Origin of the sequence: Halorubrum xinjiangense (assembly GCF_049604745.1) — an archaeon.
Lineage (GTDB): Archaea > Halobacteriota > Halobacteria > Halobacteriales > Haloferacaceae > Halorubrum > Halorubrum xinjiangense_A.
Map to the genome: position 1 here is coordinate 585780 of NZ_CP187140.1, position 23928 is coordinate 609707.

Consider the following 23928-nt stretch of genomic DNA (forward strand, 5'->3'; position numbering starts at 1 on the left):
TCGCTCGTCGGTGGCGTCGCTTCGCTCGTCGGTGGCGTCGCTCCGCTCGTCCACGGCCGAGTTGTCGTCCGTCGCGTCGTCGGAATCGGCTTCCGAGGGGTCCGCCTCGCCCGGCGCTTCCCCCTCCGACTCCGCCGGCGATTCGGCCGATTCGGTCGATTCGGCCGGCTCGGCGGGGTCGGCGGGTTCGAACCCCGCGGTTTCGAGGTCCGCGTCGGCGTTCCGCCGGGGGTCCGCGCCGCGCTCGCGGAGGAGCGCGCGCGTCGCTTCCCTGTCGACCGTCCCCGAGACGGTCCGCGGGAGCTCGTCAACGTACGCGATCGTCTTCGGGATTTTGAACCGCGCGAGTCGCTCCCGGGCGAAGGCGACGAACGCCGCCTCGTCGATCGGTGCGGGGCCGATCCCGCCGGCTTCGACTGCCGGCGTCGCGGTCCCTGCGCTCTGCTCTGTGGCCTCGTGATCGGCGGGCTCGTGCTCGGTGGGCTCGTGGTCAGCAAGCTCGTCGCCCAAGTCGTCCTGTTGCGAGTCGTCCTGTTCCGAGTCACCCCCCTCCGAGGCGTCTCCCTCGACGGGAGCCGTCGCCGTCGACGGGAACCGGTCGCCGACGGCCACGAGCGCCGCGACGCGCTCGCCCCACACCTCGTCGTCGAGACCGACCACCGCCACGTCGTCGATCTCGTCGTACTTCCGGAGGACGTCCGCGACCTCGCCGGGCTCGACGTTCTCGCCGCCGCTGATGATCCGGTCGTCGACGCGGTTGAGCACGTGGAGGTAGCCGTCCTCGTCGAACCGTCCGACGTCGCCTGTGTGAAGCCCGTACGGGCCGAAATCGGACCGGTCGAGGTTCCCGGGGTCGATCCCGTTCATGTCGATCTCTTCGGCTCCTGTAGCTGCCTCGGGGCCGCCGTCGTCGCCCTCGTCGTCCGCGTCCGGTGAGTCTGCCTCGTCGCCCTCGTCGTCCGCGTCCGGTGAGTCTCCATCGTCCCCCTCGTCGTCCGCGTCCGGTGAGTCTCCATCGTCCCCCTCGTCGTCAGCGTCGGGGGCATCTCCGTCGTCCTCGGCGAGATACCCCGGCGTGATCGTCGGGCCGCTGACGACGATTTCGCCGGTTTCGCCCGGCTCGGCCGGGTTGCCGTCGTCGTCGACGACCGTCACGTCGGTGCCGAAGAGGGGTCGGCCCACCGTCCCGATCCGGCCTCTGGTCTGTCGCGGCGCCGCAGTCGTGATCTGCGAGGCGGCCTCCGTCATCCCGTACGTCGGATAGACGGGGACCGAGTAGTCGCGACACCGCTCCAACAGCTCCGCCGGGGCGGGCGCGCCGCCGAGCAGGACCACGCGCAGCGAGTCCGACAGCGTCCCCCGTCGGTCGAGCATCCGCTTGAGCATCGTCGGGACGAGCGAGACGCCCGTCACGTCGTACGCGTCGATGTCGTCGGCGGTGCCGGCCGCGTCGAAGCCCTCGCGCAGCACGAGGGTGGTCCCGTACAGCACCGACCGGTACACCGGCGCGAGCCCGCCCATGTGGTGGAGCGACAGCGACACGAGCCACCGGTCGTCTGCCTCGACGCCCAGCCGGAACCCGGAGGCGACCGCCGAGCTGTACACGTTGCCCGCGGTCAGCGGCACGGGCTTGGGCTCGCCGGTGGTCCCCGAGGTGAACAGCACGCAGAGCGGGTCCTCGAACGACCATTCGGGCGGATCGAGCGACGCCGGGTCGACATCGTGGATCCCCGTGACCTCGGCGCTCGTCGGGTCGTCAACGGAGTAGACGGGGACGCCCTCGATCTCCGCCGCCGCGTCGGTCGCCGTCGGCTCGGTCGGCTCCGCGCAGACGACGGCGTCGAGGTCGGTCCGGTCGATCCGCGCGGCGATCTCGCGGGGAGTCAGCTCTTGGCCGAGCGGGACGAACGTCGCCCCGATCCGCATCGTCGCGTGGACGAGTCCGACGGTACCCACGTACGGGGGCGTGAGCACGCCGATGCGGTCGCCCTCGCCCAGCCCGTGCGCGACGAGTCGGCCCGCCGTCTCGGCGACGAGCCGGTCGAGGTCGGTGTAGCTCCACGCCTCGCCGTCCTCGGCGCGGACGAGGGCGGTGTCGTCGGGCGACGAGACCACGCGGTGAGAGAGCCAGTCGCGCATCGGTCTCACCCGGGTCCGCCGAGTACGGTGGGGTTACTCATCTGTCGGCTGTCGCACGGTCAACACCGGGACGTCCGAGGTGCGGACGACGCGTTCCGTGACGCTCCCGAGCAGGTAGCGGTCGAGCCCCTTCCGCCCGTGGGTCCCCATCACCACGACGTCGATGCCGTGTTCGTCGACGTAGTCGTGGATGGACTGATAGGCCGTCCCGGACGTCACGCTGGTGACGCAGTCGACGCCTGCGTCCGCGGCGGCGTCGGCCACGCGGCCCGTCGCCTCCTCGCCCTCGGTTTCGAGCGCCTCGACGACGACCTCCGCGCCCGCCTCGAGGCTGGAGTACGCCGCGCCGTCGACGACGTACAGCGCGTGGAGGCGCGCGCCGTACTGGTCCGCGAGGTCGATCGCGTGTTCGATTGCGGCGTCCGACGCCGGACTGCCGTCGGTCGGAACGAGGATCTCTGAGTACATCACACTCCGTAGTACAGCGGGTATCGATTAAAAACCCGATCAACTTCTCGAACCCCGGTAAGGGTCGAATACCGCCGTCTTGATCGCCGATTCGTCCTACCGGAAGCCCATCGCTTCGATCTGTTCCTGATACCGGTTGCGGATGGTGACCTCGGTGACCTGCGCGACGTCGGCGACCTCGCGCTGGGTCTTCTTCTCGTTACAGAGCAGCGAGGCCGCGTAGATGGCGGCCGCCGCGAAGCCGGTCGGCGACTTCCCGGAGAGCAGCCCCTGCTCGGCGGAGACGTCGATTATCTCGGTCGCCTTCGACTGGACCTCCTCCGAGAGCTGGAGCGAGGACGCGAACCGCGGGACGAACTGCTTGGGGTCGACCGGCTTCAGCTCCAGCCCGAGCTCCTGCGAGATGTAGCGGTACGTCCGGCCGATCTCCTTCTGGGGGACCCGCGACACGTCAGCGACCTCGTCGAGGCTGCGGGGGATACCCTCCTGGCGGCAGGCGGCGTACAGCGCGGCGGTGGAGACGCCCTCGATGGAGCGGCCGCGGATCAGATCCTCGTTGAGCGCGCGTCGATAAATGACGGACGCCACTTCGCGTACCGACCGCGGGACGCCAAGCGCGCTCGCCATCCGGTCGATCTCCGAGAGCGCGAACTGGAGGTTGCGCTCGCCCGCGTCTTTGGTCCGAATCCGCTCCTGCCACTTGCGCAGGCGGTGCATCTGCGAGCGCTTCTCCGAGGAGAGCGACCGCCCGTAGGCGTCCTTGTCCTTCCAGTCGATCGTCGTCGTCAGCCCCTTGTCGTGCATCGTCTCCGTGATCGGGGCGCCGACGCGCGACTTCGACTGCCGCTCGTTGTGGTTGAACGCGCGCCACTCCGGGCCGCGGTCGATGTTCCGTTCGTCTAAGACGAGCCCGCAGTCCTCGCAGACGAGCTCTTGATCGGCGTCGGTGACGATGTTCTCCGAGTCACACTCCGGACAGGAGACCGTCGATTCGTCCGTTTCCTGCTCCGTGTCCCGCTCCTGTTGCCGCTGGCGACTCGGACGTTCCATTAAAAGGTTTGTGGTCAGTCGCGTATTTAAACCTTGTCCACATCTATCATCGATCCTGAGGATTCGCAGCACGCTCTCATCTCCGGTTTTTGCCGCTGAAAAAGCCTGAAACCTCTGAAACGGGAATTCGGATTCGGCTCGTCGACGGCCTCGACGCGGTCCGCCGCGATCCGGCACGACGCACAAAACGTGACCGTGCTTTGAGGTCGAAATACCGCATTTGGGGCGGCCGATCGGGCCCGAGACCGCCATGTCAACGTTTGAGAGGGTCCATCTCGGAGCGTGCCGTGCGCGGCCGAAGGTCTCTATATTACTACTAAACATCTATAAAGACTTTTGTATAACCTCTGCCAATTGGTTCGTATGAGCACCACCTCGTCTCCCGGCATCGAACGCACGCTGCGCGGCTGTCGCCCCGCCGACGTCGACCCCGTCGTCATCGACGCGGCGGACCTCGACAGCACCGCGCCCGAACACCTCCGGGACCTCAAGCGGGGGCTCGCGGCCCGCGGCTACCAGCCCGCCGCGGTCGCGACCGAGGCGGAGTTCGACGCCGAGAGCACGCTCGAACGCCAGCGCGAGGCCGACCGGCTCCGCGGCCTCGTCCGCGCGGCGTCGTTCCTCGGTGCCGGCCGGATCGAGGTCAGCGTCGACGGCGAGGCATGCGAGGAGGCCGACACGGCGCTCGCGGCGCTCGCCGAGCGGGCCGACCGCGAGGGCGTCGAGCTCGTTCGCGTCGGGGGCGCCGGCGCCGCCTGACCGATGGCGACGAAGCGGTCGCTCGCGACCAAGCTCGGCGTCGTCGCTGGCTTCGAGCGCCCCGACGCGGCCCTCGAACAGTACCCGACGCCTCCGGAGCTGGCCGCCCACGTCGTCCACCTCGCTGACCTCCACGGCGACGTCGACGGCCGGACCGTGATCGACCTGGGCGCCGGAACCGGGATGCTCGCGCTGGCTGCCGCGCTGCGCGGTCCTGCCCGCGTCGTCGGCCTCGAACTCGACGGCGGCGCGCTCGCGACCGCTCGGGCCAACGAGCGCCGCGTCGCCGCCAGCGCGCCGGTCCACTGGGTCCGCGGCGACGCCACCCGCCCCCCGCTCAACGTCGCGGAGCCCGCGACCGTCGTGATGAACCCCCCGTTCGGCGCGCAGGACGGCAACCGCAACGCGGACCGCGAGTTCCTCGCGGTCGCGAGCGACCTCGCGGACGTCTCCTACTCGGTCCACAACGCCGGCAGCCAGGAGTTTATCGAGGCGTTCGCCGCCGACGAGGGCGGCGAAGTGACCCACGCGTTCGCGGCCGAGTTCCGGATCGACGCGCAGTTCGACCACCACACTGACGAGGCGCGCGACATCGACACCGAAGTGTATCGGATCGAGTGGTCGTAGGACTCCCCTATTCCTTCGCCGCGTACCGGCCAGCGCGAGCTACTGCCGCCCCTCGTACCGCTCTCGCTGTGCGATCCGCACGCGCGTCTCGCCGCGCTCCGCGAACAGGGCGTCGCTCTCCCTGACGAGTTCGACGCCCCGCAGCGTCACGCTCTCGTTCGCCGCCGGGAGCGGCGCGCTCGCGTTTCCGCCCGGGCCGTCGACCCGCAGCTCGAACCCGCCCTGCGTCGCGGCGACGGTGACGTTGCGGCCGTCGATCCGGGGCTCGGCCCGGGCCGGGTCGCTCGTGAACAGCGTTCGCCGGGTCTCGTTCCGTATCGCGTCGACCCGGTAAGTCGGGCCGCCGTTCGCGGCGACCCAGCCGACCCGCTGGACCCAGACGGTCTCGCGCCAGCCGGTCCCGCCCACGTCGACCGCGCGGTACCCCCAGAACGCGAGGTTCCCCTTCGAGACCGCGGTCGTCCATATCTCGCGGTCCGGATCGCTAACGATCACTCCCGAGGTGTTGACCGACGTCGAGCGGCCGAACGCCTCCACGTCGACGACGCCCACGAGCTGGTCCTCCACGTTCTCGGCGTACGTCACCTGGTACCCTTCCACCTCGATCGGGTCGCCCGGGAGGTCGCCGTCGTCGACCGCGACGACGTTCGGAACGACGCCCGGCCCGGCGACGACCGCCAGCGCCGCGACGAGCAGCAGGAGCCCGATCGCGGCCGGGGTCGCCGACCGGATCCCGTCCCGGATCGTCTCGGGCTCTGGGACAGCCCGGGTCGGCCACAGTGGCTCGTCTCGCGAGACGGCCGCGACGGCGACGATCGCCGCGAGCAGGGCGAGCAGCCCGACGCCGACGGCGCGGTACAGCTCGTACCGCTCGTTGCCGAGGTACCAGTACACCGCCCACAGCCGACGCGAGGCGCCGAACAGGAGCAGCGCGCCGAAGACGAGGAGCGCGGACCGCTCGGTCGCGTCCGCGCGGGATACGTCGTCGCTGTCGGCGGTCGCGAGGGGGTGGTACCGCCACCGCCCCGCGGTCGTGTTCGGGTCCGCGTTCGAGCCCGCGTCACGGTTCTTATCTCGCTGTTCTCGGGCGCGACGGCGCAGGAGGACGACCGCGATCAGCGCGCCGCCGATGAGGCCGAGTGCGTGCCCCTGGATCGCGATGTTCGCCCACCCCGGAACGCCGTAGGAGGGGGACGCCTCGGCGAACGCCACCGGGACCCGGACGGCGTCGTAGAGGACGCCGACGAGCGTCGTTCCCGCCATCGCGACGAGCGCGGCGACGGGACGGGAGACGAGCGCGAACCCCCAGTATCCGAACACGACGACGGAGAAGCCGATCACCGGGCCGAGCGCGAACAGCGCGGAGAGGAGCCCGAACGCGACCGCGGCGCTAGGGACGATCAGGAACGCCCGCACGTAGGGGTTCGCGGCGAGCGATTCGGCGGCGGCGATCCGGCTCGACACTTGCCAGACTCGTTGAGGGAGCCGACGGACTCGGCTCGGAAGCTGCCGCAGGCGACTCGGGAGCTGTCGGAGGCGGACGGCGAGCCGGTCCCCGCCGCCGACCTCGCGCCCGTCGGGGAAGTGGCCGTACGCGTACTCACCGAGGCCGCCCGCGACGAGCGCGGAGAGGAGGTTCCCGGTGATGTGCCCGCGGCTCGAATGGGCGAAGCTAGACCAGACGAGCCCTTCCGGGTAGAAGTACGACCACGACCGGAACGGGATCACGACCGGTCGGTTCGGGTCGTCGATGCCGGACTGGACGAACAGGTACACCCCGACCACGCCGGCGATCACGACGAGCGTCCCCCACGGGACGCCGAGGAGGAGCCGCGATCGGGGCGCTCGCGTCCAGCCGCCGGTCGGGCGGTCGACGAGGAACACCGCGGCGAGCGCAACGACGATGCCGACGCCCCCGGCGGCGAGGTGAACGGCGTCGGACGTCAGCGCCTCCGCGACCATATCAGGGTCGAGGGGGCCGCGCACACATCAATACGGGGGTCCGGAGCGACGTGTCGGCGGCGAAAGCGGGAGCGCGACTCGACCGACGGCCGGAGCGTCCGGCCTCAGATCTTGTTCTCGGCGTCGTCAGCGAGCTCCTCCATCCGCTTGCCGACGCGGCCGGCGGGCGAGAACTCGTCTTCGCTCATCGCGTTCGCTAAGGCGTTGCCGAGGACGAACACCGCGTGTTTGTGCTCGCTCTTCGACTTGTGGACGTGCGAGGGGTCGACGTCGAGCTCGTCGTAGGGGTCGAACAGCGAGCCGTCGACGGTCTCTTGGGAGCGGAAGTGCTCCATGATCGTCACCATCTGTTCGTGGAGTTCGAGCAGCTCGTCCTTGTGCATACCCACGGATACGGGTTGTAGGCCCTTTAAGCGTTGTTGAGGGCGGTACGCACGGTTTCGGAGGTCGGGAGCCGTGAAAAACGGCCGCGCGGTCAGAAGACGTACTCGTCTTCGTGGCCCATCATCCCCTCGTCTTCGAACCCGTTGGAGTCGTCGTCGTCCCGCGGGCCGCTGGTCTTGTACGCCTTGATGCCAGTCGATAGCAGCTCCTCGACCGCCTCCTCGCGGTTGAGGAACTCCCCCTCCTCGACCATCTGGGCGATCTGCATCTCCAGATGCTCCGGCACGGTTATCTTCACTCGGGGCATTTGCTGTCCGGGTCTTGTGGCATGGCGTATATAAAATTGGCGTCGGAGATCCGCTGATATGAAAACACAAACCGTAGACGCAAAAGTTTGTTTTTGATGTACTGAACGTTCATTTGAGAACGGCGAACTAGCCGCTACCGACGTCCCCTGCGACGGCGCGTCCGTCGAGAATCGCCCCGCGCCGGCGGGCTCCGAGAGCGACATTCATACGTCGGTCCGGGCCGAACCGAGTCCCATGACCGACTCCGGCGTCGAGGCCGCCGAGGACCTCACCGACCTCTACCGCGAGTACGGCGACGACCGGCTCCCGCCGGGACAGCGCGAGACCGACGGCTTCCCCGTCCTCTCGAAGAGCGGAACGCCCTCGTGGGACCCGGAGACGTTCGAACTCGAGGTGTGGGGCGCCGTCGAGGACTCGCTGTCCTTCTCGCTCGAAGAGTTCCGCGACCTCCCGTCCGTCACCCAGCGACAGGACTTCCACTGCGTGACGGGATGGAGCAAGTTCGACTGCGAGTTTACCGGCGTCGCGTTCGCGGATCTGGCCGACCTCGCGGGGGTCCGCGACGACGCCGAACACGTGATGTTCCACTCGCTGGACGGCTACACGACCGACCTCCCGCTCGACGAGTGCACGAAGCCGGGCGTCCAGCTCGCGTACGGCTTCGACGGGGACGACCTCCCGGCCGACCACGGCGGGCCGATCCGGGTCGTCACGCCGCACAAGTACGCGTACAAGGGCGCGAAGTGGGTCTCGGGCGTGGAGTTCCTCACCGAGCCCGAGCTCGGCTACTGGGAGAAGCGCGGGTACAGCGACACGGCGAACCCCTGGAACGAGGAGCGCTACAGCTGACCGCTCGGCGCTGAAGTCCCGCTGCCTCGTCGCTCGGACTCCTCCCTCCGTTCTCGCCGCACCGATTTCCCCCGTCCGCTCCGCCCCGATAGTCAGGATAAAGGGTCCCCGGTCCCGACTTGATACGCATGGAACGGGCGCGCTCTCGGTCGTCGCCGCCGCTTGTCAGCCGGACCACGGCGATCGACGAGCCGGCGTTCGCGGCGGCGTTCGACACGCTCCCGTCGCCGCGCACGACTTGGAGCGCGCCCGACGACGCGCTGGTGATCGGCGGCGGCGCGGCCGCGACGCTCACTGCTGACGGCGGCGACCGATTCGGGGCGATCCGCGACGCCGCGACCGAGCTGTTCGAGTCGGGCGACGTCCACGCCGGCACCGAGGCGGCTCGCCCCCGCGTCTTCGGGGGGTTCGCCTTCCACGAGGGCGCCTGCGACGGCGACCCGTGGGGACCGTTTCCGGAGGCGCGGTTCGTGTTACCGCGGGTCCAGCTGACGATAGCGGACAACGGCGCGTGGCTCACCGTCAACGCGGTCGGCGCCGACGCCGACGTGTCCGCCGTCGAGGACCGCCTGGCCCGCGAGGTCGACCGGTTCGCCGGGCTCGACCGACGCGACTCCGTGGAAGCGGCGGGATCACGGCCGCCCCGCCCGGGAATCAGCGAGAGCCGCCGGACGACGAGCCGCGAGGCGTGGCGCGAGAGCGTCGGCGCTGCCGTCGACCGGATCCGCGACGGCGACCTCCGGAAGGTGGTGTTGGCGCAGGCACTGGAGGCCGACCTCGCGGCCGATTTCCCCCGCGCGGCGACGCTCGAACGCCTCGCGGAGAAGTACCCCGACTGCCACCGCTACTGGTTCGAGCCCGCCCCCGGGGAGAGCGCCTTCTTCGGCGCCACGCCCGAGCGGCTGGTCTCGCTTCGTGGCCGGACCGTCGAGACTGACGCGCTCGCCGGGACGACCGGGCGCGGCGAGACGCCGGCGGAGGACGAGTGGCTCGCGCAGGAGCTGCTCGACGACGAAAAGAACGTCCACGAGCACGAGCTCGTCGCGGAGACGGTGCGCGACCAGCTGGAGCCGTTCGCGGCGTCGGTTTCCGCGGGCGAGCGCCGCGTCCGCCGGCTCGCGACGGTCCAGCACCTCCACACGCCGATCACCGCCGAGCTCGACGCGGACCGCCACGTGCTCGACCTCGTCGAGGCGCTCCACCCGACGCCCGCTGTCGGCGGGCTCCCGCCGGACCGCGCGCTGGCGACGATCCGCGAGACGGAGCCGTTCGACCGCGGCTGGTACGCCGCGCCGGTCGGCTGGATCGACGCCGCGGGCAACGGCGCGTTCGCGGTCGCGATCCGCTCGGCCGTCGCGAGCCGACGGCGCGCCACGCTGTTCGCGGGCGTCGGCATCGTCTCCGACTCCGACCCCGACCGCGAGTGGGACGAGGTCCAGCTGAAGTACCGGCCGATCCTTGACGAGCTGGAGGGCGACGGCGCAGGCGGTTCGTCCGGTCGGTAGCGCGTCTCGGGGTGAGTGGGGCGCCGCTATTGGAACATCTTGAGCGGCTCGGCCTGCGAGCTCTCTTCGGTCGCCTGCCGCATCTGCTCGGCGAGCTGCTGTTTCGCGTTCCGGATCTCGGTCGCCTGCTCGACGAGTCCGTCGGTCGGCGTCTCGATCCCCGCGATCGGGTCGATGCCGTCGGCGATGAGCACTCGCGCCGCCTCGGGGTCGGGGAACTGCGGGTCGGACTCGACGACGAGCCCGACCGCGTCGCGGCCGTCCTCCAGCGCGGCCGCGAGCATCGCGCCCGTGGGCCCGGAGACGAGCCCGGACTCGGAGGGTTCGGAGACCTCGGCGCGCTCGAGGGCGTCGCCGCCGTCGCCGGTCGCGATCCCGTAGAGGTCCGGGGGCGCATCGTCCTTCTCGCGGCCGAGCCCCGACAGGAAGACCGGGAACAGCTCGGTCTCGTCGAACCACGAGCCGAGGCACGCTGCGACCTCCGTCGCAGCGCTCGGGTTGACGGGCACGTCGCTGCGGAGCGCGACGAGGTCGTTCTCGGCGTCGGCGTACAGCCGCACGGGCGTCGTCGCGGCCGTCTCGGACTCGTGGTAGACGGCCACCGGCGGGAGCCCGTCGCAGTGGACGTTCGCGTAGTGAGTCATCCCGTGGACGTCGATCAGGTGGTCGGTCGCGATCTTGCCGACGAGGCCGACGCCGGGGAACCCCTCGATCAGGGTGGGTTCGTCCAGCGAGACGTCGTCGTCGAGGACGGAGATGCGTGCCATGCCCGCCCCTACGCTCGGGGCGGACCTAAAGGTGCGGCGCGAGGGAGTTCCAGTTAGATCTAAGGGGTGCGGCGACCGCGCGCGAGTCCCGAAACCGTCTAACGCCCCGACGCGAAAGGAGGGGCATGAATCCGCTCGACCGATACGAGTCGCTCGTCGACGACGTCGACGCGTTCCGGGCGGCGTGCGACCGGCCCCTCCCCTCGGTCGTGCGCACGAACGGCATCGCGGCGACCCCGGACCGCGTCCGCGAGGCGTTCGACGAGGCGGGCGTGGCATACGAGCCGGTCGACTGGCACGACGGGCTCTTCCGGCTCCCCGACGGGAACCCCGGCGGCAACTGGCCGTACGTCCACGGCTGGACGCACGGACAGGAGGAGGTGTCCGTGCTGCCGACGCTCGCGCTCGACCCGCAGCCGGGCGAGCGCGTCTGGGACGCCTGCGCGGCGCCGGGCAGCAAGACGACCCAGATCGCGGACGCGATGGACGACGAGGGAACGGTCGTCGCCAACGACAACAACCTCGGGCGACTCTCCGCGCTCCGGCACAACGCGGAGCGCCTCGGGATCACGAATACGATCGTCACGAACCAGGACGCCCGCAACTTCTCGACGAAGCCGCTGGCGTTCGACGAGTTCGACCGCGCCTTAGTCGACGCGCCCTGCTCGTGTGAGGGAACCTGCCGCAAGAACCCGGACGTGCTCGACCAGTGGACGCTCGACCACGTCCACGCGGTCGCGGGGATCCAGAAGGGGGTCTTAGCGCGAGCGGTTCAGGCGACTCGTCCGGGCGGCGTGGTGGTCTACTCCACGTGTACGTTCGCGCCCGAGGAGAACGAGGCGGTCCTCGACCACGTCCTCGCGAACGAGGACTGCGAGCTGATGGAGTTTGAGTTACCGCTCGACACCGATCCCGGCGTCACCGAGTGGGAGGGCGAGACGTACGACGAGTCGGTGACGCGCGCGAAGCGGATCTACCCGCACCGCAACGACACGGGCGGGTTCTTCTGCGCGAAGCTGCGTGTCGGTGAAACAGCGGACGGAACCGGAACCGCCGACCGCGAGGTGGAGGTATGAGCGACGACGCAGTTACTAACGACGGTCAGCAGTTCGACCGCCTCCCCGAGACGCCCGCCGACCGCGAGGTGGAGGGCCGCGCGAGCCGCGAGGAGGTCCTCGACTGGTGGGCCGAGCGATTCGGGATCGGGCGGGACGTGTTCGAGGAGTACAGCTTCTGGGAGAAGGGCGCCGGGAAGATCTGGATCTTCAACGGGGAGGCGACCGACCCCAGCGAGGTGGAGGCAGTCGGAATGACGTTCCTCCGGACGCGACAGGAGCACTGGAAGCCGACAGGGCGGGCGGTTTCGCGGTTCGGCTCGCGCGCGACGAAGAACGTGATAGAACTGGACCCGGAGCAGGCGTCTCGGTTCGCGGCGGGGGACGATCAGGAATTGCCGGAGTGGGAGGGCGACTGGGGCTACTTGATCGCCACACACGAGGTCGCGGGTGAGTCGGTGCCGATCGGGGTTGGGCTGTACCTCTACGATGAACTACGTTCTGTGGTGCCGAAGGGGAGCCGGGCGGACCTGCCGGTCGTCGAGTGACGGATCGCGGCGGTGAGTCGTTCTGTTGCTTATAAACTGCTACCGCCGTGGTGAACGCCTCTAAGGCCCTCAGCCGCTTACTTATAAATGCCTGCCGTCGCGGTGACTCTGTTGATGTCACCAAACTATCCAATCTAAGAAGCCGACGAACCCGCCAACTGCGATGATACCCACGTACGATGTTCTGTTTTGAGACACCCATTCGTTGACTGTCTTCGAGGCGATCGGCGTCACGACAAAGAGGGAAAGTAGAAAGAAAACGATCGCGGCGATTGGATTCGAGTATAGCACATTTGCGACACCAAGCAAACCGAACGAAAGCCCTCCCCCGATCTGGCCAATCAACCCTTCACGAGCAGTATGATCCATATTTAACTGTCTTATTCGTGTGAATATTAAAACCCGTACTATTTTCGAGGGATCTCTGCCTCGTTGAAACCGTCTGTAAGTCTTGGTAGACCGATTCTGTGGTGTTCGGCCGAAATAGCCGACGCCGATTCTCCGTCCCACTTCTACATATCAGCAAGCGGTTTCTGTCTTTTAAGGGCGTTTCAACAGAGCGCCGGAGAACACTTCCAAAGCCCCAGCCGCTCGGCCGTACATGGATGGCTACTGATCGACGGTGAACACTTCCAAAGCCCCAGCCGCGAGGCGGGCGCACGCTCGCTGCGCTCCTCAGTCGCTCACTTCGTTCGCTCCCTGCGGTGCTTACTTCGCCTGCGCCCGCCTCGCGGCTGCCCCTTTGAGTCCCACCCGCCCGCGACCGCACAGCACCTCATACCTCCCCAGCCTCGTCGGCCGGCCTCCGCTTCGCTCCGGCCGGCCGACTCCCTCGCACGCGCTCCTCGCGCCCTCCGGGCGCTCGGAGGCGCGCGCCACCGCACCGATTTAAATATCCTATTCCGATTTCTCCCGCACCGTCCCGCCGCCGAGCCCCTCCCACTCGACGCGGTAGCCGAGCCGCGAGAGGGCGGCGCTCGCGTCGTCGACGCCGTACTCGTCGAGGACCGCTTCGGCCTCCGAGAGCGACATCCCGGCCTCGATTTCCTCGCCGATCGCTTCCAACACTGCGGGCCGAACGAGGGTCCGCCCGATTCGCTCGTGGTCGGGGAATGATTTGTCCGCTATCGCCTCCACGCTCACGCCGTGTTCGTCCGCGAGGTCGTCGAGTCCGATCGCGTCTGTGTCGGGCGAGAGCGAGTCGGGGAGGTCCGCGGCCGCGTCCGCGACGAACTCGGCCTCGTACTCGTCGAGCACGTCGACCACGTCCTTCACGCGCACCGTCCCCGAGTAGGTGACGACGCGGTGGTCGCGCGCGGCGATCTCCTCGCCCACGCCGAGGCTCTCGTCGACGGCGACGAGGAGGTCCACGTCTTCGACGTCCGCGAGCTGACCGAGCTTTTTTTCGACGTACTCGGGGGTCCAGAAGCCCATCACCTCGAAGAAGAGCCTGAAGTCGGCGTGGTCGTAGTCGAACGCGAAGTCCGGGATCATCACGCTCGCGCCCGTTTCGAGCGGCTCCGGCTCGCGCACCAAGGTCCAGTCGAGGTCGAGCCCGCGGAACCGGCCGGCGAAGTCGGCCTCGACCCCGCTGTCGAAGTCGGGCTCCGCGACCGGCTCCACGTCCGGCACCGTCACGTCGCCGTCCGAGAGGCGCATCGTGCGCTCGCGGCCGCGGTCGTCGATCGTCGCCGTCAGCTCCCACTCCGCCGACTCCGCGACCGTCCGGAGCAGTCTGGCGAACGCGGTCCCGTAGCGTCGCGTGTGCGAGAACAACGTGTCCGGGCCCGTCACGACGAGTTCGCGTCCCTCGGGGGTCTTCTCCACTTCGTACATCAACCGCAGGCGCTTGACGGCGGAAACGAGGCGCTTGGGGTTGTTCGACCGCACCCGGACCTCGGTGGCGTCGAACAGCGCGGTCTGGGCGAGCGAGAGGTCGTACTGCGTTAAGAGGGAATCCGAGTCCCAGCGCACGTCGGCGTCAGTGAGGACCTGCTCGACGTCGCGGTCGGCGTACAGCGACCGCTCCACGTCGGCCGGTTCTATCCCGAGCGCGTCCGCGGCGCGGCCGACCGCGGTCTCTCGGTCCGCTTCGCTCGCGACGCCGACTGCCTCCGCGGCCTCGAACGCAGCCCGCCGGACGCGGCGCGGCGGGACCGGCGCGCGCGTCTCGAACTCGCACTCGCGCTCGACGAGCGCCGCGAGCCCGCGGACGAGCTTGAAGTCGCCGTTCCTTGCGGCGGCGTCGGCCTCTAGGTCCGCCAGCGCGTCGTCGAGGTCCCCGCGGCGCTCGCCGACGTGCGACTCGAACGTCCCGAGGACGCGGGCCGCGAGCGGGCGGTGTTCCCGGGTCGCGAACTGCGGGCGGTAGCCGCCGCCGGCCCGGGAGACGCGCAGGAGGTCCTTCCGTAACACGGCGGCGGCTACGCGGGTGCCGGCCTAAAACCGGCCGGTTTCTCGGGTGCGACACGCTTAACTCCGAAACCCGTCGATCGGAGCGTAATGAGTACCGACGCGGCGGGCGACGCCGAGTCCGACAGCGCCGCCGGAAGCGATGGCGACCAGCCGGAGGCGTTCGTCCGGACCTGCGAGCACCTCGTCGACCGCATCCTCGCGGGCGAGATCGAGCGCGACGACCTCGAGCGCGCCAAGCTCGACGCCTGCTCGGAGTTCGGCTCCCCGAAGGTGCCGAAGAACACCGAGATCCTCGACCACGCGCCCGCCGAGGCCCGCGATGACGTGATCGAGGTGGTCCAGCGCAAGCCCGTCCGGACCGCCTCGGGCGTCTCCCCGGTCGCGATCATGACCTCGCCGGAGCTGTGCCCCCACGGGAAGTGCCTCTACTGCCCCGGCGGCCCGGCCTCGGAGTTCTCCTCCGCGCAGTCGTACACGGGCCACGAGCCCGCCGCGGCCCGCGGCGAGCAGAACGACTACGACCCGTACGGGCAGGTCACCCTCCGGCTCGAACAGCTCCGGAAGATCGGCCACCCGGTCGACAAGGTCGAGCTCATCCTGATGGGCGGGACGATGACCGCGCGCTCGCACGACTACCAGGAGTGGTTCGTGAAGCGCGCGCTCCAGGCGATGAACGACTACGACCTCGAGAAGGAGCCGGAGCCCGCGGAGGGCGAGTCGTTCGCGCCCGACCCTGAGGAGACTTCGTTCGAGTACCTCGAAGACGTGATCGCGGAAAACGAGACGAACGCGATCCGCAACATCGGGACGACGTTCGAGACGAAGCCCGACTGGTGCGACCCCGAGCAGATCGATCGCATGCTCGATCTCGGGGGGACGAAAGTCGAGGTCGGCGTCCAGACCACCTACGAGCGCATCAACCGCGAGATGCATCGCGGACACGGCAACGAAGCGAGCCGGAACGCCAACCGTCGCCTGCGCGACGCCGCGTTCAAGGTCGGCTTCCACATGATGCCCGGCCAGCCGGGGATGACCCGGGAGATGTGCCTGGAGGACTTCCGCCAGCTGTTCGACAACCCCGACTGGCGCCCGGACTACCTGAAGATCTACCCAACCCTCGTCGTCGAGGGGACCCGCGTGTACGACCGCTGGCGCCGCGACGACTTCGACCCGCTCACCAGCGAGGAGGGGGCCGACCTCGTCGCCGAGGTGATGGACCTCATTCCGAAGTACACGCGGCTCCAGCGCGTCCAGCGCGACATCCCCGCGGACTTCATCGACGCCGGCGTCCAGAAGTCGAACCTCCGCCAGCTCGCGGCGCAGCGCGCCGAGGAGAAGGGGATCGTCCAGCGCGACATCCGCGCCCGCGAGGTCGGCCACAACGACGCTGACCCGGACCCGGACGACGTCGAGCTCGACGTCACCACCTACGAGGCCGGCGGCGGGACGGAGCACTTCATCGCCTTCGAGGACCCCGTCCGCGACCTGCTCGTCGGCTTCTGTCGCCTGCGATTCCCCTCGTTCGCGCCCGACCAGCCCGGCGCGCCGGGCACCGAGGGCGACCCGATCCGTCCGGAGCTCAAAGACGCCGCCTTAGTCCGCGAGCTCCACGTGTACGGCAACGAGGTCGGCATCGGCGGCGACGGCGACTGGCAGCATCAGGGGTACGGGACGAGTCTCCTCGAACGTGCCGAGGAACTGTCACGCGAGGCGGGCTACGAGAAGATAGCGGTCATCTCCGGCATAGGCGCCCGAGAGTACTACCGGAACAAACTGGGATACCGGCAGGACGGACCGTACGTGTCGAAGCGGATCTGAGTGAGCGTGTTCCAACGACGATCACGCCCGATCCATCTCGAACTTTTTGTACCAGGCCGGCCGGACTGACTATTCGCCTCTGCGTTGACTAAAATAGATAACTAAGCGGTCAATATAGTGTATATTAATAAACATAATGTTAGTTTTCTTGAATTTAAGAAAGATTCTTTTACAACTTTTTCTTGTCTACTGACACCATCTCACATGATAGATGGTGGCCATGATTTTTGACAGACGATCCCTCCTAAAGGGCATCGGTGCGGCAGGTGTAGCAACGACGTTCTCGGGGCTGGCGTCCGCCGAAAGCGGTGAGGGTCCCGCGGCGGGTCGGTTCCTCATCGACTTACGAGAGGTCGACCGAAGTGACGTCCCGGACGAGGTGGAAATCGTCCACGACATCTCCGAGATCGACCTGTTGGCGGCTCGGGGCGATCCCGAGGCGGTACCAGGAGTTGACTCGACGACCCCAGATGTCGCGGTCTATCAAGACAATACAGGCTCTGTTCCGGAGAATACGGGGCCTCCGGTAGAGGTTGATAAGGCCCCTGATGAAAGCGGTAGTCCCGCATGGGATGAGGGCGAAGCCCCGTCCAACAACGAACTTCAGTGGGACAAACGCGCCCAGCGCCTGGGCGATCTCTCCGATCGCCCGGATAACCGGCGAACGATCCACGACACGACCACGGGGGAGGGCGCTCGCGTCGCCGTGATCGACAGCGGTGTCTCGGACGCTCACCCCGATCTGGAGGACGTGGTGAACGAGGACCTTTCCGAGAACTTCACGACCGACGAATACGACTTCCGTCCGAATGGGGCCGGCGACCACGGCACCCACGTCGCTGGGACCGTCGCGGCGACGAACGCGAACGGCGACGGCGTGCTCGGCACCGCGCCGGACGCGGAGGTCGTGTCCCTCCGTGTCTTCTCCGACGTGGAGGGTGCGACCGGCGACGTTATCGCGGCGATCGTCGCGGCCGCGAACAGGGGTTGTGACGCCGCGAACCTGAGTCTGGGCTACCCGGTCCCCTTCGTCGATCCCGAGAAGTACCCGTTCCTGTTGGCCCTCAAGGAGGCCTACGAGCGCGCCGCCGCGTACGCCCGTGAGGAGGGTACGCTCGTGGTCAATTCCGCGGGCAACGACGGCATCGACATGGACGGCGAGGGCATCCTGAGTCTCCCGACGGAAGCGGAGGGAGTCTTTGGCGTCTCCGCAACCGGTCCAATCGGTTTCCTCTGGGATGATAAGCAGCACCGGGAGGACCTCGCGCTGAAGCGGCTCACGGATCCGACCTCCTCGCCGGCTAATTACACGAACTACGGCAGCGCGGTCGACGTCAGCGCAGCAGGTGGAGACTATGACCCCGAAGCGATAGGTGGAGGAGACGAGTGGTTCTACGACCTCGTGTTCTCCACGATCGTAACCCCGGACGGTGACGACGGTGTCGAAACGGGATACGGCTGGAAAGCCGGCACGTCCATGGCGGCGCCGCAGGTGTCGGGCGCTGTCGCGCTGGTGCGGTCGCTGCGACCTGACGCAAGCGTCGACGAGGTCGAGTCGCTGCTCCGGGAGACCGCCTCCGAGGACGAGCCGGGCGGTGAGGCGTACCACGGCGCCGGTCACCTCGACCTGCGTCGGCTCGTGAAAGAGGCGCGGTAGAGACGAACGGCTTCCACCGCGCTCGCGGGGCCTGCGCCGCGGCTCGTCCCGACAACGACACGCCTTTTTCCGGCCCGGCGGTCTCTTTCGAGTATGGACCAGAAGCGGGAGCTGTCGAGCATCGACCTCGCCGCGCTCGTCACCGAGCTGAATCGGTACGAGGGCGCGAAGGTCGACAAGGCGTACCTCTACGACGACGACCTGCTCCGGCTGAAGCTGCGCGACTTCGACCGCGGCCGCGTGGAGCTCATGATCGAGGTCGGGGACATCAAACGGGCGCACGCCGCGGACCCGGACAACGTCGCGGACGCGCCCGGTCGCCCGCCGAACTTCGCGAAGATGCTGCGGAACCGGATGTCGGGCGCCGACTTCGCGGGCGTCGAGCAGTACGAGTTCGACCGCATCCTCACCTTCGAGTTCGAGCGCGAGGACCAGAACACGACGCTCGTCGCCGAGCTGTTCGGCCAGGGGAACGTCGCCGCGCTCGACGAGACGGGCGAGGTGATCGGGGCGCTGTCGACGGTCCGGCTCAAGTCCCGCACCGTCGCGCCCGGCTCGCAGTACGAGTACCCCGCCTCTCGGCTCAACCCCCTCACCGTGAGCCGCGGCGGGTTCGACCGGCACATGCGCGAGTCGGACAGCGACGTGGTGCGCACGCTCGCGACGCAGCTGAACCTCGGCGGGCTCTACGCCGAGGAGGTGTGTACCCGGGCGGGCGTGCCGAAGGAGACGCCGATCGACGAGGCGACCGACGACCAGCTCGGCGCGCTCCACGACGCGCTCTCCAGGATCGACGAGCGGCTCCGCTCGGGCGACGTCGACCCCCGCGTGTACGAGGAGTCCGTGGACGACGACGCCGACCGCGACCCCCGCGTCGTCGACGTCACGCCGTTCCCGCTCGCGGAGCATGAGGACCTGCCGAGCGTCGGGTTCGACTCCTTCAACGCCGCGGTCGACGAGTACTTCCACCGGCTCGGAGGCGAGGAGACCGAGGAGGGCGAGGCGCCCGCGGACGCGAGCGCCTCGCGCCCCGATTTCGAGGAGGAGATCGCCAAACAGGAGCGGATCATCGAACAGCAGCAGGGGGCGATCGAGGGGTTCGAGGAGCAGGCGCAGGCGGAACGGGAGCGCGCCGAGCTGCTGTACGCGAACTACGACCTCGTCGACGAGGTGATCTCGACGGTGCGCGAGGCCCGCGAGAACGAGGTGCCGTGGGACGAGATCGGGGAGACGCTCGCGGCCGGCGCGGAGCGGGGGATTCCGGCCGCGGAGGCCGTCGTCGACGTCGACGGCGGCGAGGGGACGGTGACGGTCGAACTGGACGAGGAGGGCGGTGAGGACGGCGAGAGCGGCGGCTCGGTCCGCGTCGAACTCGACGCGAGCGAAGGGGTTGAGGTCAACGCCGACCGCCTCTACCGGGAGGCGAAGCGCGTCGAGGAGAAGAAGGAGGGCGCGATGGCGGCGATCGAGTCGACCCGCGAGGAGCTGGAGGCCGTCAAGGAGCGGAAAGCGGAGTGGGAGGAGAAGCAGGCGGCCGACGACGGGAGCGGTGACGACGACGGTGACGGCGAGGGCGAGGACGACGAGGAGTACGAGACGGACTGGCTCGCCCGCTCGTCGATCCCGATCCGGAGCCCGGACGACTGGTTCGAGCGGTTCCGCTGGTTCCACACCTCGACGGGCTACCTCGTCATCGGCGGACGCAACGCCGACCAGAACGAGGAGCTGGTGAAGAAGTACATGAGCAAGCACGACCGGTTCTTCCACACGCAGGCGCACGGGGGACCGGTGACGCTCCTGAAGGCGTCCGGCCCGTCGGAGTCGTCCGAGCCGGTCGACTTCTCCGAGGAGACGCTGCGGGAGGCCGCGCAGTTCGCGGTCTCGTACTCGTCGGACTGGAAGGACGGCCGCGGCGCGGGCGACGCGTACATGGTCGAACCCGATCAGGTGTCGAAGACCCCCGAGAGCGGTGAGTACATCGAGAAGGGGAGCTTCGTGATCCGTGGCGACCGCACCTACTTCGAGGACGTCGCCTGTCGGATCGCCGTCGGTGTCCAGTGTGAGCCGGTCACCCGCGCCATCGGCGGGCCGCCGTCGGCGATCGTGGACCGCGCGGCCGCGCACGTCACCTTCGAGCCGGGGATGTACGCGCAGAACGACGCCGCGATGATGGCCTACCGGAACCTCAAAGAGCGGTTCAACGATCAGTCGTTCGTCCGCAAGGTCGCCAGCGCGGACCTGCTCCAGGAGTTCCTCCCGCCGGGCGGGTCGGACATCGTCGACTAGGCTCCCTTTCGGCCGCGGGGCTCCCCGTCCGCCCCGAGCGCGACGTTTTCAAGCCTCCGCGACGGAGGAGGCGCATGGCCTTCGAATCGCTGCCGGAGGGGTGGCTGGTGTGGAACGAGGAGCCCAGCGGGCGGGCGATCCTCGTCTACCGCCCCGACGTCTTCGGGACCGGCGACCTCCCGGACGAGTGTCTCCCGACGATCTACCTGACGAACGGCGCTCGGAACGCGCGCCCCGGCTCGGGCCAGTACGCGACCGAGGAGTGGCACGTCGTGCTGTTCTTAGAGCCCGAGATCGAGGCGGTCTCCGAGACGTACGAGAGCCGCGAGGCGGGCGCGGCCGGCGCGGTCGACGTCGCGGAGCGGTTCGTCGCGGGCGAGGTGGATTACCGGGGGGCGTACCAGGTGCCCCGAGAGGACTACTTTGCGCGCCTCGACGAGTTTGTCGGAGGCGAGGAGACGGCGTGACGGTTCTCAGTCGGACCGCGTGACAGCAGGAGGACGTTCGCTTTTTATCCACGATTACGCATAACTCGCCGCGAGAAGAGAGTAGATACGCCACGAACACGAGGATTTTTATCGCCGCCCGCCCGACCCTCGCGTACATGAACGCCGGTGGGGACTACGGCGGCGACGAACCGCGGGAGAAGTGCGGCGTCGTCGGCGTCTCGCTCGAGGACCGGGAGGCCGCGCGACCGCTGTACTACGCGCTGTACGCGCTCCAACACCGCGGCCAGGAGTCGGCCGGGATCGTCACGCACGACGGGTTCCAGCAGCACAGCCACGTCGAGCGCGGCCTCGTCGGCGACGCCTTCGAGGAGGGGGACCTCGCGTCGCTGTCAGGCGGCACCGGCATCGGTCACGTTCGCTACCCGACCGCCGGCAGCCTCGACAAGAGCTGCGCGCAGCCCTTCTCGGTCTCGTTCAAGTCCGGATCGCTCGGGCTCTCGCACAACGGGAACCTCGTCAACGCCGACGAGGTGCGCGAGGAGCTGGCGGCCGCGGGCCACGCGTTCACCTCCGACGGCGACACCGAGGTGATCGCCCACGACCTCGCGCGCAACCTCCTCGAAGAGGACCTTGTGCGCGCCGTCAAACACACGATGAACCGCATCCACGGCTCCTACTCGCTGGCGATCACCCACGACGACACCGTGCTGGGCGTGCGCGACCCCCTGGGGAATCGCCCGCTGTGTCTCGGCAAGATCGACGGCGGCTACGTCATCGCCAGCGAGTCGGCCGCGATCGACACCCTCGACGGCGAGCTGATCCGCGACGTCCGACCCGGTGAACTCGTCGTCTTAGACCCCGACGGCACCGGCTACGACACGTATCAGCTGGTCGAGCGCGAGTCGACCGCGCACTGCTTCTTCGAACACGTCTACTTCGCCCGCCCCGACTCCGTCATCGACGAGAGCCTCGTGTACGAGGTGCGCCGGAAACTCGGCCGGAAGCTCTGGGAGGAGTCTGGCGTCGAGTCCGACGTGGTGATGCCCGTCCCCGACTCCGGGCGCGCGTTCGCCTCCGGCTACGCCGACGCCGCGGGCGAGACCACGGCCGACGGCGAGCCCCGGGCGGCCGACGACGGCGGCGTGGAGTTCGCGGAGGGGCTGATGAAGAACCGGTACGTGGGCCGGACGTTCATCATGCCCACACAGGACGAGCGCGAGCGCGCGGTCCGGCTGAAGCTGAATCCGATCCGGTCGACAGTGGAGGGGAAGTCGGTGACCATCATCGACGACTCCATCGTCCGCGGGACGACCTCGACCCAGCTCGTCGAGCTGGTGCGCGAGGCGGGCGCCGAGGAGGTCCACCTCCGGATCGGCGCGCCGCCGATCCTCGCGCCCTGCTACTTCGGCATCGACATGGCGACGCGCGAGGAGCTGATCGCCGCCGACGCCTCGACCGAGGAGATCCGCCAAGAGGTGGGTGCCGATTCGCTGTCGTACCTCTCCATCGACGCGGTCGCGGACGCGCTCGGCGAGAGCCGCGCCGACCTCTGTCTCGGCTGCGTCACCGGCGAGTACCCCTTCGACGTCGAGGGCGAGGCGACCGACCGCGACGTCGACGCGCCGGTCTCGGACCCGACGCCGGCGGACGATTAGCGGCGCAGATGCGTGGTTGAGCGGGACTCCCTTTTCGAACGCGACCCCGCACACGTTCGGCACTGGTCCGGCGGGGCGAGACGTATCGGGGGCTTAAATACGCTCACGATCAGACGTAGAGGTATGACACGGAACGCCGACGCTGCCGAGGACGACGCCGCGTCGATGAGCCGCCGCGGGTTCTTCCGCGCCGGGGCCGCCGGGGCGGCGGTCGCCGCGGGCGTCGCGGCCGGAAGCGGGACCGCCGCCGCGCAGTACGACGGCTGGCTGGAGGGGGTCAGCAACTACGACGGCACCCACGACTACCGCGGACAGGACGAGGTCACCGTCGAGGTCGGGGCGGGCGAGAACGGGCTCCTGTTCGGCCCGGCCGCAATCCTCATCGATCAGGGGGCGACCGTGGTGTGGGAGTGGACCGGACAGGGCGGCGGTCACAACGTCGTCGCGGACGACGGCACCTTCGACAGCGGGTCGGCGGTCGCGGAGGAGGGCGAGACCTTCGAGTACACGTTCGAGGACGCCGGCGACGGCGACACGTTCAACTACTACTGCGGGCCGCATCAGTCGGTCGGCATGAAAGGCGTCGTCGCGGTCGGCTCCGTCGACGACGACCTCGTTGACCCGCAGGCGGAGGGCGGCGACGGCGGCGACGGCGGCGACGGCGAAGGGAGCGGTGCGTCCGGCTACGGCGACTGGTTCGAGGACGTCGGCAACTACGAGGGGACACAGGACCTCCGCGGGGAAAGCGAGGTCACCGTCTCGGTCGGCGCGGGCGAGAACGGCCTGCTGTTCGACCCGCCCGCGATCCTCGTCGATCAGGGGACGACCGTGACCTGGGAGTGGACCGGCGAGGGCGGCGGCCACAACGTCGTCGAGGAGAACGACGTCTTCTCCAGCGGGTCGGCGGTTGCGGAGGAGGGCGAGACCTTCGAGTACACGTTCGAGGACGCGAGCGAAGGCGACGTGTTCCGGTACGCCTGCGAACCGCACCAGAGCGTCGGCATGAAGGGCGCGGTGGCGGTCGGCGACGTCGACGACGACATCATCGGCGGTGACGGTAGCTCCGGCGGCTCCGGCGGCGGGAGCGGGCTCTCCGCGAGCGACATCGGGACGCTGGCGCTCGGCTTCGGCTTCGCCGGCGCGCTGCTCGTCCCGCTGTTCTACGCGGCACACCAGATGGCCGAGCGAAACGCGGACCGAAACGCGTAATCCTCGGTCGCAACGGTT

At 68.9% G+C, this 23928-nt stretch carries 19 protein-coding genes and 1 pseudogene; 12 read left to right on the plus strand and 8 right to left on the minus strand.

Going from position 1 to position 23928, the window contains the following annotated elements:
* Positions 1-24: 24 nt before the first annotated feature.
* From ACOZ35_RS03935 to ACOZ35_RS03945, 3 genes and pseudogenes are all read right to left on the minus strand, one after another.
* Positions 25-2139 (minus strand): annotated as a pseudogene (locus ACOZ35_RS03935) (AMP-binding protein); the annotation flags it as partial.
* Between the two features lie 33 nt (positions 2140-2172).
* The gene (locus tag ACOZ35_RS03940) at positions 2173-2607 is read right to left on the minus strand and encodes a universal stress protein (RefSeq protein ID WP_424015160.1); all 435 of its coding nucleotides are present in this window, start codon (positions 2605-2607) and stop codon (positions 2173-2175) included.
* 96 nt (positions 2608-2703) lie between these two features.
* The gene (locus tag ACOZ35_RS03945; RefSeq protein WP_004598548.1) at positions 2704-3657 is read right to left on the minus strand and encodes a transcription initiation factor IIB; all 954 of its coding nucleotides are present in this window, start codon (positions 3655-3657) and stop codon (positions 2704-2706) included.
* 363 nt (positions 3658-4020) lie between these two features.
* Here ACOZ35_RS03945 and ACOZ35_RS03950 point away from each other — a divergent pair, with 363 nt between their 5' ends.
* Positions 4021-4416: a hypothetical protein gene (locus ACOZ35_RS03950; RefSeq protein ID WP_424015161.1), complete on the plus strand. Its 396-nt coding sequence runs from the start codon at positions 4021-4023 to the stop codon at positions 4414-4416.
* A 3-nt stretch (positions 4417-4419) separates the two neighbouring features.
* On the plus strand, positions 4420-5043 hold the full coding sequence (locus tag ACOZ35_RS03955; protein WP_424015162.1) for an METTL5 family protein: 624 nt from the start codon (positions 4420-4422) through the stop codon (positions 5041-5043).
* Positions 5044-5082: 39 nt separating this feature from the next.
* Here ACOZ35_RS03955 and ACOZ35_RS03960 read toward each other — a convergent pair whose 3' ends face one another.
* The 3 genes from ACOZ35_RS03960 to ACOZ35_RS03970 form a co-directional block, all read right to left on the minus strand.
* Positions 5083-7005, minus strand: coding sequence for a rhomboid family intramembrane serine protease (locus ACOZ35_RS03960; protein WP_424015163.1), 1923 nt, complete (start codon positions 7003-7005; stop codon positions 5083-5085).
* Between the two features lie 104 nt (positions 7006-7109).
* Positions 7110-7388, minus strand: coding sequence for a UPF0058 family protein (locus ACOZ35_RS03965; protein ID WP_424015164.1), 279 nt, complete (start codon positions 7386-7388; stop codon positions 7110-7112).
* 92 nt (positions 7389-7480) lie between these two features.
* Positions 7481-7696: a ribbon-helix-helix domain-containing protein gene (locus ACOZ35_RS03970; RefSeq protein WP_004598554.1), complete on the minus strand. Its 216-nt coding sequence runs from the start codon at positions 7694-7696 to the stop codon at positions 7481-7483.
* Positions 7697-7931: 235 nt separating this feature from the next.
* On the opposite strand from ACOZ35_RS03970, the gene ACOZ35_RS03975 reads away from it, so the two are divergent.
* Together ACOZ35_RS03975 and ACOZ35_RS03980 are read left to right on the plus strand one after the other, a co-directional pair.
* Positions 7932-8546, plus strand: coding sequence for a sulfite oxidase-like oxidoreductase (locus ACOZ35_RS03975; RefSeq protein WP_424015165.1), 615 nt, complete (start codon positions 7932-7934; stop codon positions 8544-8546).
* Between the two features lie 128 nt (positions 8547-8674).
* On the plus strand, positions 8675-10051 hold the full coding sequence (locus ACOZ35_RS03980; protein ID WP_424015166.1) for an isochorismate synthase: 1377 nt from the start codon (positions 8675-8677) through the stop codon (positions 10049-10051).
* A gap of 26 nt (positions 10052-10077) precedes the next feature.
* Here the strand turns inward: ACOZ35_RS03980 and ACOZ35_RS03985 are convergent, their stop codons facing one another.
* The gene (locus ACOZ35_RS03985; RefSeq protein WP_424015167.1) at positions 10078-10818 is read right to left on the minus strand and encodes a proteasome assembly chaperone family protein; all 741 of its coding nucleotides are present in this window, start codon (positions 10816-10818) and stop codon (positions 10078-10080) included.
* A 125-nt stretch (positions 10819-10943) separates the two neighbouring features.
* Here ACOZ35_RS03985 and ACOZ35_RS03990 point away from each other — a divergent pair, with 125 nt between their 5' ends.
* Together ACOZ35_RS03990 and ACOZ35_RS03995 are read left to right on the plus strand one after the other, a co-directional pair.
* Positions 10944-11894: an RsmB/NOP family class I SAM-dependent RNA methyltransferase gene (locus ACOZ35_RS03990; RefSeq protein ID WP_424015168.1), complete on the plus strand. Its 951-nt coding sequence runs from the start codon at positions 10944-10946 to the stop codon at positions 11892-11894.
* On the plus strand, positions 11891-12421 hold the full coding sequence (locus ACOZ35_RS03995; protein WP_424015169.1) for a DUF7122 family protein: 531 nt from the start codon (positions 11891-11893) through the stop codon (positions 12419-12421). The genes ACOZ35_RS03990 and ACOZ35_RS03995 overlap by 4 nt, the downstream gene beginning before the upstream one ends.
* 897 nt (positions 12422-13318) lie before the next feature.
* Here the strand turns inward: ACOZ35_RS03995 and ACOZ35_RS04000 are convergent.
* Positions 13319-14836 (minus strand): DUF790 family protein, encoded by a 1518-nt coding sequence (locus ACOZ35_RS04000; protein WP_424015170.1) that lies wholly within the window; start codon positions 14834-14836, stop codon positions 13319-13321.
* Positions 14837-14923: 87 nt separating this feature from the next.
* On the opposite strand from ACOZ35_RS04000, the gene ACOZ35_RS04005 reads away from it, so the two are divergent.
* From ACOZ35_RS04005 to ACOZ35_RS04030, 6 genes are all read left to right on the plus strand, one after another.
* Positions 14924-16654 (plus strand): tRNA uridine(34) 5-carboxymethylaminomethyl modification radical SAM/GNAT enzyme Elp3, encoded by a 1731-nt coding sequence (locus ACOZ35_RS04005; RefSeq protein ID WP_424015171.1) that lies wholly within the window; start codon positions 14924-14926, stop codon positions 16652-16654.
* A 211-nt stretch (positions 16655-16865) separates the two neighbouring features.
* On the plus strand, positions 16866-18311 hold the full coding sequence (locus ACOZ35_RS04010) for a S8 family peptidase (RefSeq protein WP_424015172.1): 1446 nt from the start codon (positions 16866-16868) through the stop codon (positions 18309-18311).
* A gap of 93 nt (positions 18312-18404) precedes the next feature.
* Positions 18405-20597: a ribosome rescue protein RqcH gene (gene rqcH / locus ACOZ35_RS04015; RefSeq protein WP_424015173.1), complete on the plus strand. Its 2193-nt coding sequence runs from the start codon at positions 18405-18407 to the stop codon at positions 20595-20597.
* A 74-nt stretch (positions 20598-20671) separates the two neighbouring features.
* Complete coding sequence (locus tag ACOZ35_RS04020; protein ID WP_424015174.1) at positions 20672-21064, plus strand: DUF5820 family protein; 393 nt, start codon at positions 20672-20674, stop codon at positions 21062-21064.
* Between the two features lie 137 nt (positions 21065-21201).
* Entirely contained in the window at positions 21202-22701 is a 1500-nt protein-coding gene (purF, locus tag ACOZ35_RS04025; protein WP_424015175.1) for an amidophosphoribosyltransferase, read from the plus strand.
* Positions 22702-22824: 123 nt separating this feature from the next.
* Positions 22825-23910 (plus strand): halocyanin domain-containing protein, encoded by a 1086-nt coding sequence (locus ACOZ35_RS04030; protein WP_424015176.1) that lies wholly within the window; start codon positions 22825-22827, stop codon positions 23908-23910.
* Positions 23911-23928: the final 18 nt, after the last annotated feature.